A 16,582-nucleotide genomic window follows, 5' to 3' on the forward strand; every position below is an offset into this window, starting at 1 on the left:
TCAATCATCGACATGAAAACATCTATCTGGCCTTGCTAAAATTACTGCGTGAACAGCCGCTTTGATCGCGTTTGCTTCCTAAGACCCATACAAATTAGTGGTGCTGAAGGTGATTGTTTTATCGGCAATGAAATCAGCCAATCCCGCCGGACTTGCCAGCAGTCCAAGCGCCGCCAGAGCCGTGCAAAAAAACATCGGTGGACGAACGATTTGCAGACAGCAAACCGCTTCCATTGAACTGCGCACGATGGTGTTCTCCTGCCCAATGGCTTTCAGCAAAAATCGCTTGGGGCTGAGGCTCAAGGCACGCAGGTTTTTGCCCAAGCGGCTGTTTTAGCTTAGTCCGACCAAGCCCTTTTGCTCGCTGTGACCCAGATGGCGTTCGGGAGCAATCAGGTCGCGCAGCCTTTGTTTGAGTACCTTGGCCTCGGGAAAGCCGCCGTCTTGTTTGCGCTCCCAAATTTCAACTTCGCCACAGAGAATTTGAAATACGCCGCTTTGTGCGGGTTCCAGGCTGACGCGGGCGAGGTCATCTGCAAAGGTGCTGAGCAGCTCCTGCGCCAACCAAGCGGCGCGCAGCAGCCAGCCGCAACGCGGACAGTAGCGAATACACACTTCGGGTTTTGTCATCACAACGGCTCAGTAGCTGGGCATTGTCTATAATAGTCCGCCTTTTTCCCTGCCAAAGCCGCCGTCATGGATGCCTTGCGTTGCTGGTTGCTCTCACTCTTATTGATTCCTTTTACCCTTTACGCCGATGAGCGCGCGAAGGTGGGCTTGGTGCTATCCGGCGGTGCGGCCAGGGGGCTTGCCCATATCGGCGTGTTAAAAGCGCTGGAAGAACAAGGCGTTGCCATTGATTTTATCACCGGAACCAGCATGGGAGCGGCGGTTGGCGGGCTGTATGCGGCGGGCTACAAAGCGGCGGAACTGGAACGCATGGTGCTGGAACTCGATTGGCAATGGGCGCTTTCCGATACGCCGCCGCGTCCGCAAATTCCCTTTCGCCGCAAGCAGGATGACCGCGATTTTTTGATCAAACAAAATATCAGCTTCCGCGACGACGGCAGTTTGGGGCTGCCACTGGGCATGGTGCAGGGGCAAAACCTTAATCTGCTGCTGGAAAACTGGCTGGTACAGCGCAGCGAGATCAGCGATTTTGACCAACTGCCGATACCCTTTCGCGCGGTCGCAACCGACATTGCCAGCGGCGAAAAAGTGGTGTTTGCCAGCGGTCATCTGCCACAGGCGATACGCGCCAGCATGTCCATTCCGGCGGTCTTTGCCCCGGCGGAAGTGGACGGACGCTTGCTGGTCGACGGCGGCATGGTCGATAACATCCCGATTGATGTCGCGCGGCAAATGGGCGCAACACGCATTATCGCCATCGACATTGGCACGCCACTCGCCCAGCGCGAAGCATTAAAAAACGTATTTGATGTGCTCAATCAAACCACCACGCTGATGACGCGCAAAAATTCTGAAGCGCAACTGGCAACACTCAGCTCTGCCGATATTTTGATTGCACCGGCGCTTTCTGCTTACAACAGCGGCGACTTTAGCCATACCCAAGCGATTATTGAAGCGGGCTACCAAGCCGCCAAGCAACTCGCCCCAAAACTTGCCGACTTACCGCGCCGCCGAACCCTTGAAGCGCCCTCGCCTAACCAGCAGCAACCGTTGATTGCCGCCATCCACATTGAAAACACGTCGAAAATCAGCAGTGCGGTGATCCGCAGCCATATTCACCAACCGCTTAACGCGCCGCTTAACTTAAATCGGCTGAAATCCGATATGGCAACGCTCTATGGCCTTGATTATTTCGACCAGGTGAAATACCGCATCAGCGACAACACTCTGATTATCCAGGCGATCGGCAAGCGTTCCGGCAGCAACTATCTGCGCTTGGGTTTTAGCTTTTCCGACGATTTGCGCGGCGAAAGCCATTTCAATCTCGCCGCCAGCGCCCGCCTTAACGGCATTAACCGGCTCGGCGCAGAATGGCTCACGCGCGGCCAATTAGGCGACCGTCAAGAGCTTTACAGCGAGTTTTACCAGCCGCTGGATGTCGGCTCGCGCTATTTTGTGGCTCCTTGGCTGCTTTCCGAGGCGCGCAATGCCGAATTGTTTAGCGCCGCCAGCAAAGACCCGATTGCCCGTTACCGCCTCACCCGCTACGGACTTGGCCTTAATCTGGGGCGGCAGATTGGCAATCGCGGTGAATTGCGTTTTGGCATTGGTCATAACTGGGGCGAGGCCAAAGTACGCATCGGCGATAGCCGCCTTGCGGACTATCACTTTAGCGAAGGCTTTTATGAGTTGACTTACGCCTATGACAGTCTGGATAACGTCAACTTCCCGCACAGCGGTCGCCAGATGGCGCTGGAATTGCGTCAATACCACAAAGACTTAGGCAGCGACAGCAATTACCGGCGCTGGCAATTTAATATCGACCAAGCATTCAATCATGGCCGCAACAACTGGCTGCTGGGCGGGCGTTACGGGCGTACTTTGGATAAAGTCGACGTGGTCAGCTCCAGCTTTGAAATTGGCGGCGCAAGGCAACTGTCCGGTTTTCGCCAAAACGCCTTAAACGGGCAAAACATCAGCTTGGCACGTGCGATTTATTATCGAAGATTGACTTCGCAAAATGCACTGCTCAACTTCCCCCTGTATTTAGGCAGCTCCTTGGAGTACGGGCGGGCCTGGAATAACGACAGTGCCACTTTTGATACCGGCTATATCAAAGCGGGCAGCGTATTTTTTGCTTTTGACACACCGCTTGGTCCGCTGAGTTTAAGTTACGGTATTAACGATATGCACAGAAGCGCGTTGTATTTAAATTTTGGCCAGACTTTTTAATGAGGATCAGTCAGGTTTAATCACGAAAGTTATTAAACTGTAATGGCAAATCAAAGTTCGCTTCACGCAAACTGGCGATGGCCTCTTGCAAATCGTCGCGCTTTTTACCGGATACGCGCACTTGTTCGCCTTGAATGGCTGCCTGTACTTTTAGCTTGCTGTTTTTAATATGCGCGGTAATTTTTTTTCCGAGTTCCTTATCAATCCCTTCCTTAAAATAAACCTCCTGCTGCATCTCTTTGCCGGAAGCCTTGGCCTCTTTAATATCCATGCATTTAAGGTCGATTTTCCGTTTAACCAAACAACTGCGTAAAATATCGAGCATTTGTTCCAGCATAAAATCCGCTTCAGCACAGAGTTTAACTTGCTTGTCAGCCGCTTCAAAACGGCATTTATCGCGCAAATCAAAACGCCTGGAAAGCTCTTTACTGGCATTATCCAGCGCGTTGGTTAATTCATGGCCGGACAGTTCCGAAACCACATCAAAAGAAGGCATGGTATTTCCTTTTAACTATTGCCAGTTAATTTCAAGCTAGCGTTTTGAGTAAAGTCAAGCATCCGCTCAAGCGGGCGCATGGCACGTGGAATCAACGCCGGGTCAACCAAGACTTCACCTTTGCCTTGCGTTAAACATTCCAATGTGCGCTGTAAAGTATTCATCGCCATCCACGGGCAACTGGCACAACTACGGCAGGTTGCGCCATTACCGGCAGTCGGCGCAGCAATAAAGGTTTTATCCGGACAAAGCTGCTGCATTTTATAAAAAATGCCGCGGTCAGTCGCCACAATAAAGGTGGAATTAGGCAGTGTTTGCGCGGCTTTAATCAATTGGCTGGTCGAGCCGACCGCATCGGCCAATGCAACCACAGTATCGGGTGATTCGGGATGCACCAAGACCGCAGCATCAGGATAAAGTGCACGCATATCTTCCAGTTGGCGCGATTTAAATTCTTCATGAACAATACAGGCACCGTCCCAAAACAGCATATCCGCACCGGTTTGCTGCTGAATATAACGCCCTAAATGTTTATCCGGAGCCCAGAGGATTTTTTCACCGTTATCCATCAGGCTCTCGACAATTTCCAGCGCACAACTGGAAGTGACCACCCAATCCGCCTGCGCTTTAACCGCCGCCGAAGTATTGGCGTAAACCACCAAAGTGCGTTCGGGGTGCTGATCACAAAGTGCGGAAAGCTCGTAAACCGGACAGCCCAAATCCAGCGAACAGGTCGCCTCCAGTGTCGGCATTAACACGCGCTTGTGCGGGCTTAAGATTTTTGCCGTCTCGCCCATAAAGCGAACTCCGGCCACTACCAAGGTTTGCGCGTTACTTTGGCTGCCAAAACGCGCCATCTCCAACGAGTCCGCCACACAACCGCCGGTTTCTTCGGCAAGGCTCTGCAAAAGCGGGTCGCAATAATAGTGAGCCACCAGCACCGCATTGTGCGCCTTAAGCTGTTCGCCAATCGCCTCGCGATAGTACGCCTGCTCATCCGCCGAGGGTGGCTTGATCTGCTTGGCATCCAAGTGTGCCTGCACCAGCAGGCGTTCGGCTATCTGTACCATTTTGGGTCTGCTTGGGGTCTGTTCACGGTTAAGCGGCGCATTATACGCAGCCCGCAACCTTCCAACAAAAGCCACTCCCCTCGCCCACTTGCGTCCAAGAGGAAAAACCAAAAATGCCAGCAGGCATTATCGATACCGCCATATGGCAGCCTCGCGTATGGCCTGCTTAGCCCGTTATTTATTGTAAGTACTGTCGCCAAATTTTGCCGCTAATGGGCAGCAGGCCACTGCTTGCGCTATTTATGATTATTGTTATCCGGCTATACGATTTAAGCGATATGAAATACCTCTTTGCGCAAACGTCCCTCTACACTGCGCAGTACGCGCCAGTTGGAGTTGTCGTTCATGGTTATCCAGCGGCGTTCTTCGTTGCGGTAGAACCAGTCTTTATCATTTTGGAAGTAAATCTGCTGGCCTTCGACCTCCAGAATATTAATGATTTCATTGCTGTGCGAGCGGAATTCGTCAAAATCGGTGGTGGCACGTTGTCCCATTTCACCATAGAGCAAATTAAGCGCCAATAAATCATCATTAACCTGCTTATCCATTGGCAGTACATTAAGGCCGATTTTCTTGGCTTCACCACGCATAATGGGATAACCGTGGGACGGGTATTTGGCATTAAGCGTATGGGCAATTTCCATAATTTTGCTTTCATCGGTTAGATGATAAGAAAGCAATTCACGGCAGAGCATGACGCTTAAACTGCTGGCTCTATCTACCGCGCCAATCACCAAGGGATGCACATATTGAAACAAGGCTTGATAGGCATTTAAGTTGGCTTGGGAGTTTTCCGTATTCCAGCGGCCAATCACCCGGTTTAATTCATCCAAACTCACGCTAACGCGGTCGTTTTCTCTATCCAGTGGGGACAGTTCATGGGTTAATGAAGTGTCCACCGCGGTTAAATAGGCCATCGGCCCCATCTGTATTTCATCCGCACCGAGCGCCAGCATGGTGGCTGCCGATGAACATTCCAGCGGGGCGAGCAGTTTGACTTGTCCGGCATGTTGGCGAATTAAATTCATCAGTCGCAATGAAGCTTGTCCATTACCACCATCGGATTTTACAAACAGGTAAATGGTTTCATGCTGACCTAAACGTTCGAGCAAGGCATAAGCCGCCATCACATCGCCGTGGCAAATACTGCCTCGCGGGGAGTTCCAATAAGCAAGAACCGGTGCATTAAGGCGTTTACCAATACGCGATAACAGTGCTTGGGTTTTGCTAAAGAGTACCGGTGGTTGTTTGATTTTTGCCGTGCTTGCGTTATCTGCAGAACTATCCATGCGTATTTAAACCCTGCTGTGATTTTTTAAGTGTTTTCCCTCTCCCCAACCCTCCCATTTATAAGAGAGGGTTAGGTGAGCGCAATATGAGCTACTTTACAGCAAAAATTACAAAAACCAGCGGTATTCCCTCGCGCTGATTTCATTCATAAAGGCTAAATGGTCCTGGCGTTTCAGTTCGCTGTAGACAAACAGAAACTCTTTGCCCAGTTTATCTTCCAATATCTTATGGTTTTGCATGGCAGCCACGGCAGCGGGCATGTCTTTGGGGAAATCAATGCCGCTTTCGCGGTTTTCATTGAGTGGGGCTATGGGGTCTTGCTGGCTGTCAAGCCCGTGTTCCATTCCAGCCAAGATGGCGGCCAAGACCAAGTAGGGGTTGGCATCGGCACCGGCCAAGCGGTGCTCAATACGCAGATGCTGCTCGCTGGATTCAGGGATGCGGATGCAGGCATCGCGGTCTTCAAAGCCCCAACTGGCGCGGGTGGCCGAGTTGACCATGCCGTAGCGGCGAAAGGCGTTGTGGTTTGGCGCAAATATCGGCATGCAGTGCGGCAACAGCGCAAGGCATCCGGCTACCGCGTGGCGCAGCGGTTGTCCGCCGTTTGCGGCCAGCAGGTTTTGCTTATTTTTGTCGTAGAGGCTTACATGCACGTGCATGCCGCTGCCCGGGGCGTGCAGGTAGGGTTTGCTGATAAAACTCGCGCGCAGCCCCTGTTTAAGCGCAACGCCTTTAGTGCTGCGGCAAAACAGCGCCGCCCAGTCGGCGGCTTTGAGGCCGTCTTCGCAGTGGCCGAAGTTGATTTCAAACTGGCCGCAGCCCAGTTCTGCGCTGATGACGTTGGCGGCAATGCCTTGCTCCTGCGCGGCATCGACCACTTCATGCAGCACATCGGCAAAGCGCGACAGGCGCTCAATGTGCATATGCGGCTGGTCGTCCGCATCACCCGTGGCTCGGTCGCGCGGAAACTGCGGCAAGCCCTCTTTGAGCGCCGCCTCAAACAGGTAGAACTCCAGTTCAAAGGCAACCGTTGGGAATATCCCGCGTGCCGCCAGCCGATCAAGCACGCGGGCGAGCACTTCGCGCGGTTCAAATTCAATGGGGTTTTCCGTGCCGTCGGAGCTGATCAGCATCTGCCCCAGCGGGCGGTTTTCCCAGCGCACGGTTTTAAGCGTGCCGGGGATCAGGCGGCGGCGGGCATCCGGGTCGCCGTCGGCAAAGCAGTAGTCGCCAATCGGGTAAAGGCCGCCCATGGTGCCGATTTGTACGCAGTTTTGCGGTACTTTAAGTGGACTGCCGGCGGCGACTTTTTCCAGCATTTCAATGGGATAGCGCTTGCCATAGAAATGGTTAGACATATCCAGACTGATTAAATCCACATAGCGGGTATCGGGATGGGCCGCGCGAAACGCACGAACTTCTTCAATAAGCTGATTTTGTTGGTTATTCATAAGTAGCCTTCAGGTAAATACCCACAGTACGCGGGCGGGTTGGCGGGTTAAGTTGGCGTAGCGAAACTGTGCATGCGGCGGCAGTTGGAAGGCATCACCAGGGTGCAGGATAACCGGCTCAGCCTGCTCGCCGTACCAGATGGCAAGCTGGCCTTCGAGGACAAAACCGCCCTGTTCCGAGCGGTCATCCAAAGGACGTTCACCGCTGCTGGCATTCGGCGCAAGATGGCTTTCCAGCATAAAAAACGTACCCGACAGTGCAGGCGATACCAGCACATCGGTAATGCCGCCTTCGTAGCGCAGCGTGCGGCGCTCATCAGGGCGCGTCACCCAAGGCAGCGCTCGCGGTTTTTCCGGCAGATAAAACCAGGTGGTCGGCACGCCTAATGCCCCGCTGATAGCGGTTAGATCGGCAACCGTCGGCTGCGACAGGCCGCGCTCGACTTGCGAGAGAAAGCCGGTCGAGCGACCGATACGCTGCGCCAAATCGCTTAAGGTCACGCCCTTGCGCTTGCGTAAATCGCGCAGCAAGGCGGCTAAATCGCTTTCCATCAAAACAGGTCGCGTAATCGGTACCAAGCCTTGCCCGCCGCTTCAATCGGCGCTCGCAGCAAGGTGCCACCGGGAAAACGCGGATTGCCGATAGCTTGGTAGATGTCGAGCAGGCCGCGGTCGCCCAAAATCGCCTCAGTTACCGCCCGCGCGGCGGCTAAAGTCGGCAGCACGCCGTGGCCAGAAAAGCCCTGCATCCAGTATTTTCCGCCGCTTTCGCCAATATCCGGCGTGCGCCTTAGGGTGCAGTCCAAATGCCCACCCCAGCCGTACTCAATCGCCACACCTTTAAGTTGAGGGAAGGCGCGTTCCAGATAGGGGCGAGTAGCCGCAGCAATATCGTCTGGCAGGCCGCCAAAGTAAGTGCAGCCGCCGCCAAACAGTAGGCGGTTATCCGCGGTCAGGCGAAAATAATCCGGCACAAATTGGTTATCGATCACGCAGCTATTTTGTGGCAGCAGCGAGCGGGCGAGGCTTTCATCCAGCGGCGCAGTGGCCACCTGATAATTGCCAACCGGCAGCATGCGTGCCGATACGCTGTTGTCCAATTGGTCGATATAGGCGTTGCAGGCCAAAATCAGCAGGTCGGACTTTACTCCGCCGTCCGCCAGCGACAAGCGCCAGCCGTCACCCTCGCGGCAAATGCTGATGACGCGACTTTGTTCATAAATGCGCCCGCCCGCCGCTTCAATCGCGCTCGCCAGCCCTTGCGCGAGTTTTAGCGGATTTAAATGCCCGCCTTCGGGGTCGTAGAGCGCGGCCTGATAGCGCTCGCTGCCAATCCAATCGGGCAGTTGCTGCTTATCAATCAAACGCAGCAGGTCGTAGCCGTATTGTTCCGCCATCTCTTCTTGCGCTTCTTGCAATAGACGCACACGGCGCGGCATCACCGCGCTCCACAGGCTGCCGGGCTGATAATCCACCTCAAAGCCGTGCCGTGCGGGCAGTTCACGGATTTCCTTGGCCGCCCAGCGCATGCTTTCCCACAATATACGGGTGCGTTCGACCCCTAAGGATTTTGCAAGCGGTGCCATATCGCACGACCATCCCAGCAGTGCCTGTCCGCCGTTGCGGCCGGAGGCGGCAAAAGCCACGCGGCTGGCTTCCAGCAGCAGCACTTTTTTACCGGCGAGCGCCAGACGCAAGGCGCAGTGCAGCCCGCTAAAGCCGCCGCCGACGATAGCGATATCCGCCGTCTTCTGCCCGGACAGCGGCGCACGCTCCGGGAGCTTGCTCGGGTAGCTGGCCGCGTACCAAGTGCAGGGGTATTCAGTGGATTGTTGAAACATAGGCGGCGCTCGTTATTAGCGGTTTGGATGAAATTTAACTACTATTTTTCATGAAAAATAGCCGATAAATTTCATTCTGTCCAGCGCAATGCTTCAACCACTAACTTAAAGACCGCTGTCGGCTGCTTGCGACTGGGGTAGTACAGATGATGTCCGGCAAAGGGTGGACACCAATCGGCCAAAACACGCTGCAAGCGACCGTCTTGCAGGTACTTTGCAAAATCCATCTCGCCGAGAAAAGCAATGCCCAATCCGGCCAGCGCGGCATCGACTATGGGTGGAGCGCAATTAAATATCAAAGGCCCGTCCACCCGCACATTAAGGGTGCGCCCGTCTTTCTCAAACTCCCAAGCGTACAGCCCGCCCGCGCTTTGCATGCGCAGGTTGATACAACGATGTTGCAATAAATCCTGTGGATGCTGCGGCACGCCATGCCGCGCCAGATAATCCGCCGAGGCGACCGCGCACATGCGCACTGGTGGCTCGATCGGCACGGCAATCATGTCACGGTCAATCGCCTCGCCCAGGCGGATACCGGCATCAAAACGGTCGGCGACGATATTGCGAAAGCCGTTATTGATGTCAAATTCCAGTTGAATGTCCGGATATTCGCGCAAGATGGGCAGCAATTTTGGCAGTACCAAAAAGCGCAGTACGTTATCGCTACAGGTAATACGCACCCTGCCCGCCGGTTTATCGCGTTGCTCGCGCAACAACTCAAGCTCGGCGGCAATCCCATCCAGATTGGGCGCCAAGGTTGCCAACAGCCGTTCTCCGGCAGCGGTCGGCGAAACGCTGCGCGTGGTGCGAGTGAGCAGGCGGATTTGCAAGCGCTCTTCCAGCGCCCGCACGGTTTGGCTTAACGCCGACTGGCTAACGCCGAGCTTATTGGCGGCGCGAGTAAAGCTGCCCTCACGCGCCACGCATAAAAAAACGTACAAATCATCAAACTTTTCACTGGACATTACGCCACCACTCATTAGCCAAACTTATAAGAACAATCATAATTTACCGGCTAGTTATTGCAATATTGATTGCCCACAATCAGCGCATTCCCTCCTTTACCATCCTTGACCGCCATGAATATACCGCGCTCTTTATTGCTTATTCGCTATTTGCCGCTACTTGTCTTGATACTCGCCACAACCGCCGTTGCCGAAGAGAAACCCATGAAAATCCGCCTGCTGCTTAACGATAAAAGCATTGCCGCAACGCTTTATGACAACCCGCAAACACGGGATTTTATCGCTCTGCTGCCGATCTCTTTAACCATGGAAAACTACGCCAATGAACGCATTGCTTATTTACCGCGCAGGCTAAGCGATAAAAATGCACCCGCAGGCAGCACGCCAAAAACCGGCGATTTATCCTATTACGCCCCCTGGGGCAATATCGCCGTTTTTCTTGAAGATTTTCGTTATTCAAAAGGATTATTGCCGCTTGGAAAAATCGATAGCGGTTTTGAACTACTGCAACAAAATGGCCCTTTTCCAGTTCGTATTGAGTTAATCCAACATGACTAAAGCGGCTTTACCAGGTAATTATTGGCTTGGCGTATTCGCCATGTCCTTTTGTGCTTTTGTATTGATTGCTTCGGAGTTTATGCCGGTCAGCCTGCTGACCCCGATTGCCGCTGATTTAAAAGTCAGCGAGGGCATGGCCGGTTGGGGTATTGGTATTTCTGGCCTGTTTGCCGTATTGACCTCATTGTTATTACCCAAGTTGCTGGGCAAGCGCGACCGCCGCAATGTGCTTTTAATCATGACCGCACTGATGGGCTTATCCGGCCTGTTGATTGCCCTCGCCGAAAGCTACTGGATATATATGAGCGGACGCGCCTTGATTGGCGTAGTAGTCGGCGGCTTTTGGTCAATGTCGGTCGCCGTAGCCATGCGCCTGGTATCCGCCGATAAAATCCCCAAGGCAATGGCGGTATTTAATGGTGGCAATGCACTGGCAACCATTTTAGCCGCCCCTTTGGGCAGTTATTTGGGCGGGCTAATCGGCTGGCGCGGGGTATTTTTACTGCTGCTGCCACTTTCGCTGATCACCGCACTTTGGCAACGCTTTAGCCTGCCGGCCTTGCCCGCATTAACTCAAACAGTAGCTACGGGACACACCACCAATGTATTTAAATTGCTTGTTTCACAAAGAAGCTTAAGTTTGGGCATGCTGGCCTGCGGCTTATTCTTTATGGGGCAGTTTGCTTTATTTACCTATATCCGCCCATTTTTGGAAACCATCACTCAAGTGAATCATGCCGAGCATCTGTCACTGATTTTACTGGTGATCGGTATCATGGGTCTTATCGGCAATCTGCTGATTGGTTTTGTATTAAAGCGCAGCTTATATGGCGTATTGGGCGGAGTTCCGATTTTTATGGCGCTGATTGCCAGCGCTTTAATAGGCTTTGGACATTATTTGCCCGCCACAGTGGTGCTGCTGGGGATTTGGGGACTCTTGGGCACTGCCGCACCGGTAGGCTGGTGGAGTTGGCTGGCTAAAACCTTGCCGCACAATGCCGAAAGCGGCGGCGCGTTAATGGTTGCAGTTATTCAACTCGCCATTGGTTTGGGTTCCATTATCGGCGGTCAATTATTTGACCAAGCAGGCTACGCGAGCACCTTTAGTTTCAGTACGGCATTGCTACTAAGCGCTGCTGCCTTTTGCTGGCTACTTGCAAGAAGGTCATGCCATCTTGACCACAGCAACAAACCAGCACAACTCGCCTGAAGGAGTGAATCATGAAACCCTTTGCTGCAACCCTTGGCTTACTAAGCAGTCTTGCTATTATTTCGGCAGAAGCCGCCGATATAAAGACTTATGATAACTTTTATCAAAGCCAGCAACTCAGCACAGAAAAAGTGCGCTTTAACAACCAATATCAAATGAAGGTTGTCGGCAATCTGTTTATGCCCAAAAATCTTGCTAAAGACAAACAATATCCGGCCATTATCGTCGGTCATCCAATGGGCGCGGTTAAAGAGCAATCGTCCAACCTGTACACACAAAAACTGGCCGAACAGGGCTTTATTACTTTGGCCATTGATTTATCGTTTTGGGGTGAAAGCGAAGGCTCGCCACGCAATGCAGTATTGCCCGATATGTATACGGAAGACTTTAATGCCGCTGCGGATTTTTTAAGTGCTCTGCCACAGGTTGACCGCGATAAAATCGGTGTACTCGGTATTTGTGGCAGCGGCGGTTTTGCTATTAGCGCCGCCAAAATAGACCCAAGGTTAAAAGCCATTGCCACCGTCAGTATGTACGATATGGGCGCTGTTACCCGTAATGGCTATAACCATTCCAGAACACTGGAACAACGCAAAGCCATGACTGCCCAAGCATCCAAACAGCGCAATCTGGAATTTACCAGCGGCGAACCGATTTTTCTTGATTATTTACCCGAAAAACTGCCTGAAGACGCGGATACGGTCACGCGGATGTATCACAGCTTTTACCGAACCGCACGCGGCGCACATATTCCAGAAGGATCAAGCCTTGAGCAAACCCAAAACCGTACATTAAGCGGAGAAATCAAGTTCCTTAACTTCTATCCCTTTAATGATATTGAAAGCATCTCGCCAAGACCGCTGTTATTTATTGCAGGCAGCAGCGCACATTCCAAAGAATTTAGCGAGCAGGCCTATCAAAAAGCGAGTGAACCTAAAGAGTTATTTTGGGTCAAAGATGCCAATCATGTCGATTTATACGACCGTGCTGATTTAATTCCCTTTGATAAACTAACGGACTTTTTCCAGCGCAATCTATAATGCCATGAAACGAAGAGCATTTATTGCAAGCAGTGCCGCATTTATTGTAAGTAGCGCAGCAGGCGCATTGATTGCGAGTAGCCCAGTGTATGCACAAAACCTGCTAAAACATTCCACCATTGAGAAAATTTTTATGAACAGCATCAAGGATAAAGTCATTGTTATTACCGGCGCATCCAGTGGATTGGGTGAAGCCACGGCAAGACTTTTGGCAACCAAAGGCGCTCGCCTGGTACTCGCCGCGCGAAGACTGGAACGACTGCAACAACTCGCCGCCGATATTATTAAGGCAGGCGGACAAGCCATTGCCGTTAAAACCGATGTCAGCAATCGGAGCGAAGTCGATAACCTGATTAAAACCGCGCAAAAGCAATTCGCCGCAGTGGATGTTTTATTTGCCAATGCTGGAATTATGCCGCAAGCACCTTTATATAAAGTGCAAGTAGATGAATGGGACAATATGATTGATGTCAATATCAAAGGCGTGCTCTACAGCATTGCTGCGGTACTGCCGATAATGCGCGAGCGTAGAGCGGGGCATATTATCAATATGTCCTCAGTGGCTGGACTTAAAGTCGCCAGTGGTCGTGCTACTGTTTACAGCGCGACCAAGTTTGCGGTTAAAGCCATTAGTGAAGGGCTGCGCGAAGAAGTCGCCGAAGAGGGTATTCGCGTGACCTGCTTGTATCCCGGCGCTATCCAAACCGAACTGGTAAACAGTATTAACGATAAAGAAAGCCGCGCCGCCGTGCAGGCGTTTTACGATAGCTACGGCAATATTTCTGCCGATGCAGTCGCCCGTGCCGTAGTTTATGCGCTGGAGCAACCGACGGATGTTGCCATCAACGACATCAGCATTCGCCCATCCAGACAGGTATTTTAAGGCTTGCCGGTAAACGCCTCGCTGGTATGCTGAGCGCTCTTTTTATCAGGAGTCGGGAGCAATCCTTATGTCATTGAAATTAGGCTTTTTAGGCACTGGCACCATCAGCGAGGCGGTTGTTCGTGGTATTTGTACGGTTGCGGCCCTTAACGCGCAAATTGCAGTTTCCCCACGCAATCAGCAGCGAGCAAAGCAACTGGCGGCAGATTTTAAATCAGTCGTTGTTACTGAAAATAACCAGCAGGTTATCGACAGCAGTGATATTGTATTTATCGCCCTGCACCGCCAGATAGTCGCCGAAGAACTTGGCAAGCTCAATTTCAGCCATGCCAAGGTTATTGTGAGCTTGGTGCCAACCATCAGCCGTGCACAAATTGCCGAATATTGCAGAGCCACTATCGATAAAGTTTATCGTGCCGTGCCCCTGCCCTTTATTGAAAAACACCAGAGCACTACGCCAATATTTCCCAATGAACCCACCCTGCACGGTATTTTTGAACAGACCGGCGGCGTGATAGTCGCCGAGGATGAAAAGCAGTTTGATCTGTTTATGCTGGGCGGCTCAACCATGGGCATTTATTTTAAATTTGCCGGGCTTTGTGCTAATTGGCTAAGCCAACAAGGCTTAGCGCCAGAGGCGGCCAATCACTATATCAGCAACCTGTTTGCCAGTCTCGCACAGCAAAGCAAGAGCCAAGATAATCCAGACTTTAAAGCGCTACAAGATGAATACTCCACGCCCGGTGGCACTAACGAGCTTATCGCCCGGCGCTTTGAAGACTTTGGTGGCAACGCGGCTTTATTAAAAGCCTTTGCCGCTGCATTAGGTGAAAAATCATGAGGTCAATATGCACACTTCTCTGATCAGCCGCAGACAATTTACCTTACTAGGCAGCGCGGCATTACTTTCCAGTCAATATCCTCAGTTGGCTTTGGCACAAACTCAAGGAAATACCATGCCCGCATTAAAAACCGTTACTCTTCCCGATGGCAGCCAAATGCCTGCACTGGGTATGGGTTCCTGGCACTTGGCGGCGGGTCGCAGACCGCTTGCCGAAGAGCAGGCCGCATTAAACTTAGGCTTATCTTTGGGTATGCGTTTAATTGATACCGCCGAAATGTACAGCAACGGTGCGTCCGAGCAATTGGTTGCACGGGTCATTGCTGATAAGCGCCAAGAAGTCTTTGTGGTCTCCAAAATATCACCACAGAATGCTTTATCAGAGCGTAGCATTCGTCACTCTTGTGAACGCAGTTTGCGTAATTTAAATACCCACTATATGGATATGTATTTATTGCATTGGCCTGCTGGCGTTAAAGACTTGCAAACGGTGGTAGCTACCTTTGAGGCGTTGAAACAAGAAGGTAAAATTCGCCATTGGGGTGTTTCCAACTTTAATGTCAAAGATATGCAAAGGCTCTATTCACTGGAAAATGGTAAAAACTGTGCAACCAATCAAGTGCGCTACAGTTTGTCTGACCGCAGTATTGAAACCTTGAAGCTACCCGAATGGAGCGAGCAAAACCGCATGCCGCTGATGGCTTATTCGCCGCTTGGCAGTGGCGGTAGTTTATTAGGCAATCCGCTATTGGCCGAAGTGGCCAAAAAACACCAGAGTACGCCTGCCGCTATTGCCATTGCCTGGACCATAAGAAATGGTTGGACTATTTCCATTCCTGAGTCCGGCAATATCAATCATATAAAAGATAATGCCAGCGCAGCAGCAATTGCCTTGGACCAGGATGATTTAAACAAGCTGGATGCTGCTTTCCCGGCACGTTATATCTCGCATTGGAGCGGAGCATAAGCCAAGCCCGCAATTTTTAATGGGTTTAACACGAGGACAATAAAATGAATGCGCCCACTATCAGTCGCCGTCAATTCACTCTTTTTACGACTACTACTTTAGCCGCAAGCTACTTGCCCTTATCTGCTTTAGCCGAACAAACCCAAGCAGCAGGCAAAACTTTAAAGCTGGCAGGTGGCAGCCCAATCCCCATATTGGGTATGGGCACGGCACGCCTTGCCACCGGTCGGCACCCCATTGAACAGGAAGAAACCGCGTTAAAAAGCGGCTTGCAACTTGGCATGGGGTTAATCGATACCGCAGAAATTTATAGCAATGGTATATCGGAGCAAATGGTTGGGCGGGTCATTAGTGGAAGGCGCCATAAGGCTTTTGTAGTTTCCAAAATCGCGCCCAGAAATGCCACTTCGGAAAACGCTATTCGCCATGCTTGCCAGCGCAGTTTACAGCATTTAAGTATCGACAGCATGGATCTATATTTGCTGCATTGGCGCGCAGGAGAAGACTTGCAAGTGGTAGTAAAAACCTTTGAAGCATTAAAAACCGAAGGAAAAATCCGCCATTGGGGCGTTTCCAATTTTTCCGTCTCTGATATGCAGGCGCTTTTCACCGTTAAAGACGGTAAAAACTGTGCGGTCAATCAAGTGCGTTATAGCTTGGCCGACCGCAGTATTGATTCTAATTAGCGTTAGAAACTGAATTAATAATCAAAGGCCATGCCAGATTCTTCGGATGCGCTCCGAGTCGAATTATTCATGTTTTTAACGCGAAATGGAATGAAACCTCCGGCCTGCTCGATTGGAGCATTACCCATAAAATGCCGTTAATGGCCTATACCCCGCTGGGACGTGGTGGGGATTTATTAAAAAACCCGCAACTTTTGATGGTTGCCAAAAAACATCAGGTCAGCCCGGCAGTGATTGCCATTGCCTGGACGCTACGCAGCGGTAATGTGATTTGTATTGCCGAATCCGGCAATATTGCCCATATCCGTGATAATAGCCAAGCGCAGTGGCTAGTTTTGGATAAAGAGGATTTGGCAACACTCGATAATGCCTTTCCTGCCTGATTGTAGTTAAGCCAAGAGCCAAGACTAAAACCGTCATGC

At 51.7% G+C, this 16,582-nt stretch carries 18 protein-coding genes; 9 read left to right on the forward strand and 9 right to left on the reverse strand.

Annotation, left to right across the window (positions count from 1 at the left end; genetic code table 11):
• Window positions 1-78 precede the first annotated feature (78 nt).
• Both AXE65_RS13650 and AXE65_RS11615 read right to left on the reverse strand, forming a co-directional pair.
• Complete coding sequence (locus AXE65_RS13650; protein WP_153015465.1) at window positions 79-303, reverse strand: hypothetical protein; 225 nt, start codon at window positions 301-303, stop codon at window positions 79-81.
• A 30-nt stretch (window positions 304-333) separates the two neighbouring features.
• A complete protein-coding gene (locus tag AXE65_RS11615) occupies window positions 334-630 on the reverse strand; it encodes an Rdx family protein (RefSeq protein ID WP_068392572.1) in 297 nt (98 codons plus the stop codon).
• A gap of 66 nt (window positions 631-696) precedes the next feature.
• Between AXE65_RS11615 and AXE65_RS11620 the strand changes: the two genes are divergently transcribed.
• A complete protein-coding gene (locus tag AXE65_RS11620) occupies window positions 697-2,862 on the forward strand; it encodes a patatin-like phospholipase family protein (RefSeq protein ID WP_068392574.1) in 2,166 nt (721 codons plus the stop codon).
• 16 nt (window positions 2,863-2,878) lie between these two features.
• On the opposite strand, the gene AXE65_RS11625 is transcribed toward AXE65_RS11620, so the two are convergent.
• From AXE65_RS11625 to AXE65_RS11655, 7 genes are all read right to left on the reverse strand, one after another.
• On the reverse strand, window positions 2,879-3,358 hold the full coding sequence (locus AXE65_RS11625) for a YajQ family cyclic di-GMP-binding protein (protein ID WP_068392577.1): 480 nt from the start codon (window positions 3,356-3,358) through the stop codon (window positions 2,879-2,881).
• A gap of 11 nt (window positions 3,359-3,369) precedes the next feature.
• A complete protein-coding gene (gene nadA, locus AXE65_RS11630) occupies window positions 3,370-4,428 on the reverse strand; it encodes a quinolinate synthase NadA (RefSeq protein ID WP_068392581.1) in 1,059 nt (352 codons plus the stop codon).
• A gap of 269 nt (window positions 4,429-4,697) precedes the next feature.
• The gene (locus AXE65_RS11635) at window positions 4,698-5,717 is read right to left on the reverse strand and encodes an SDH family Clp fold serine proteinase (protein ID WP_068392583.1); all 1,020 of its coding nucleotides are present in this window, start codon (window positions 5,715-5,717) and stop codon (window positions 4,698-4,700) included.
• Between the two features lie 108 nt (window positions 5,718-5,825).
• Window positions 5,826-7,169: a glutamine synthetase family protein gene (locus AXE65_RS11640; RefSeq protein WP_068392586.1), complete on the reverse strand. Its 1,344-nt coding sequence runs from the start codon at window positions 7,167-7,169 to the stop codon at window positions 5,826-5,828.
• 9 nt (window positions 7,170-7,178) lie between these two features.
• Window positions 7,179-7,721 (reverse strand): helix-turn-helix domain-containing protein, encoded by a 543-nt coding sequence (locus tag AXE65_RS11645; protein WP_068392601.1) that lies wholly within the window; start codon window positions 7,719-7,721, stop codon window positions 7,179-7,181.
• Window positions 7,721-9,010 carry an NAD(P)/FAD-dependent oxidoreductase gene (locus AXE65_RS11650; protein ID WP_068392604.1) on the reverse strand — a complete coding sequence of 430 codons (1,290 nt, stop codon included), beginning with the start codon at window positions 9,008-9,010 and terminating at the stop codon, window positions 7,721-7,723. Before AXE65_RS11650 ends, AXE65_RS11645 begins: the two co-directional genes overlap by 1 nt.
• Before the next feature lie 71 nt (window positions 9,011-9,081).
• A complete protein-coding gene (locus AXE65_RS11655) occupies window positions 9,082-9,975 on the reverse strand; it encodes a LysR family transcriptional regulator (protein WP_068392606.1) in 894 nt (297 codons plus the stop codon).
• Window positions 9,976-10,089: 114 nt separating this feature from the next.
• On the opposite strand from AXE65_RS11655, the gene AXE65_RS11660 reads away from it, so the two are divergent.
• From AXE65_RS11660 to AXE65_RS11695, 8 genes are all read left to right on the forward strand, one after another.
• On the forward strand, window positions 10,090-10,533 hold the full coding sequence (locus tag AXE65_RS11660; protein ID WP_239685090.1) for a cyclophilin-like fold protein: 444 nt from the start codon (window positions 10,090-10,092) through the stop codon (window positions 10,531-10,533).
• Window positions 10,526-11,743: an MFS transporter gene (locus tag AXE65_RS11665; protein WP_068392608.1), complete on the forward strand. Its 1,218-nt coding sequence runs from the start codon at window positions 10,526-10,528 to the stop codon at window positions 11,741-11,743. Before AXE65_RS11660 ends, AXE65_RS11665 begins: the two co-directional genes overlap by 8 nt.
• Window positions 11,744-11,754: 11 nt before the next feature.
• Window positions 11,755-12,783, forward strand: coding sequence for an alpha/beta hydrolase (locus AXE65_RS11670; protein WP_068392611.1), 1,029 nt, complete (start codon window positions 11,755-11,757; stop codon window positions 12,781-12,783).
• A 133-nt stretch (window positions 12,784-12,916) separates the two neighbouring features.
• Window positions 12,917-13,666, forward strand: coding sequence for an SDR family oxidoreductase (locus AXE65_RS11675; RefSeq protein WP_068392663.1), 750 nt, complete (start codon window positions 12,917-12,919; stop codon window positions 13,664-13,666).
• Between the two features lie 67 nt (window positions 13,667-13,733).
• Entirely contained in the window at window positions 13,734-14,507 is a 774-nt protein-coding gene (locus tag AXE65_RS11680; RefSeq protein WP_068392613.1) for a pyrroline-5-carboxylate reductase, read from the forward strand.
• A 7-nt stretch (window positions 14,508-14,514) separates the two neighbouring features.
• Entirely contained in the window at window positions 14,515-15,474 is a 960-nt protein-coding gene (locus AXE65_RS11685) for an aldo/keto reductase (RefSeq protein ID WP_079214157.1), read from the forward strand.
• A 44-nt stretch (window positions 15,475-15,518) separates the two neighbouring features.
• Window positions 15,519-16,160 carry an aldo/keto reductase gene (locus AXE65_RS11690; protein WP_079214158.1) on the forward strand — a complete coding sequence of 214 codons (642 nt, stop codon included), beginning with the start codon at window positions 15,519-15,521 and terminating at the stop codon, window positions 16,158-16,160.
• Window positions 16,161-16,291: 131 nt separating this feature from the next.
• Window positions 16,292-16,543 carry an aldo/keto reductase gene (locus AXE65_RS11695; RefSeq protein WP_068392625.1) on the forward strand — a complete coding sequence of 84 codons (252 nt, stop codon included), beginning with the start codon at window positions 16,292-16,294 and terminating at the stop codon, window positions 16,541-16,543.
• Window positions 16,544-16,582 lie beyond the last annotated feature (39 nt).

The sequence above is a fragment of the Ventosimonas gracilis genome, from assembly GCF_001580025.1.
Lineage (GTDB): Bacteria > Pseudomonadota > Gammaproteobacteria > Pseudomonadales > Pseudomonadaceae > Ventosimonas > Ventosimonas gracilis.

Coding starts and splice junctions, on each gene's coding strand:
- AXE65_RS11615 (WP_068392572.1), bottom strand. CDS start 630: ATGACAAAACCCGAAGTGTGTATTCGCTACTGTCCGCGTTGCGGCTGG.
- AXE65_RS11620 (WP_068392574.1), top strand. CDS start 697: ATGGATGCCTTGCGTTGCTGGTTGCTCTCACTCTTATTGATTCCTTTT.
- AXE65_RS11625 (WP_068392577.1), bottom strand. CDS start 3,358: ATGCCTTCTTTTGATGTGGTTTCGGAACTGTCCGGCCATGAATTAACC.
- nadA (WP_068392581.1), bottom strand. CDS start 4,428: ATGGTACAGATAGCCGAACGCCTGCTGGTGCAGGCACACTTGGATGCC.
- AXE65_RS11635 (WP_068392583.1), bottom strand. CDS start 5,717: ATGGATAGTTCTGCAGATAACGCAAGCACGGCAAAAATCAAACAACCA.
- AXE65_RS11640 (WP_068392586.1), bottom strand. CDS start 7,169: ATGAATAACCAACAAAATCAGCTTATTGAAGAAGTTCGTGCGTTTCGC.
- AXE65_RS11645 (WP_068392601.1), bottom strand. CDS start 7,721: ATGGAAAGCGATTTAGCCGCCTTGCTGCGCGATTTACGCAAGCGCAAG.
- AXE65_RS11650 (WP_068392604.1), bottom strand. CDS start 9,010: ATGTTTCAACAATCCACTGAATACCCCTGCACTTGGTACGCGGCCAGC.
- AXE65_RS11655 (WP_068392606.1), bottom strand. CDS start 9,975: ATGTCCAGTGAAAAGTTTGATGATTTGTACGTTTTTTTATGCGTGGCG.
- AXE65_RS11660 (WP_239685090.1), top strand. CDS start 10,090: ATGAATATACCGCGCTCTTTATTGCTTATTCGCTATTTGCCGCTACTT.
- AXE65_RS11665 (WP_068392608.1), top strand. CDS start 10,526: ATGACTAAAGCGGCTTTACCAGGTAATTATTGGCTTGGCGTATTCGCC.
- AXE65_RS11670 (WP_068392611.1), top strand. CDS start 11,755: ATGAAACCCTTTGCTGCAACCCTTGGCTTACTAAGCAGTCTTGCTATT.
- AXE65_RS11675 (WP_068392663.1), top strand. CDS start 12,917: ATGAACAGCATCAAGGATAAAGTCATTGTTATTACCGGCGCATCCAGT.
- AXE65_RS11680 (WP_068392613.1), top strand. CDS start 13,734: ATGTCATTGAAATTAGGCTTTTTAGGCACTGGCACCATCAGCGAGGCG.
- AXE65_RS11685 (WP_079214157.1), top strand. CDS start 14,515: ATGCACACTTCTCTGATCAGCCGCAGACAATTTACCTTACTAGGCAGC.
- AXE65_RS11690 (WP_079214158.1), top strand. CDS start 15,519: ATGAATGCGCCCACTATCAGTCGCCGTCAATTCACTCTTTTTACGACT.
- AXE65_RS11695 (WP_068392625.1), top strand. CDS start 16,292: ATGCCGTTAATGGCCTATACCCCGCTGGGACGTGGTGGGGATTTATTA.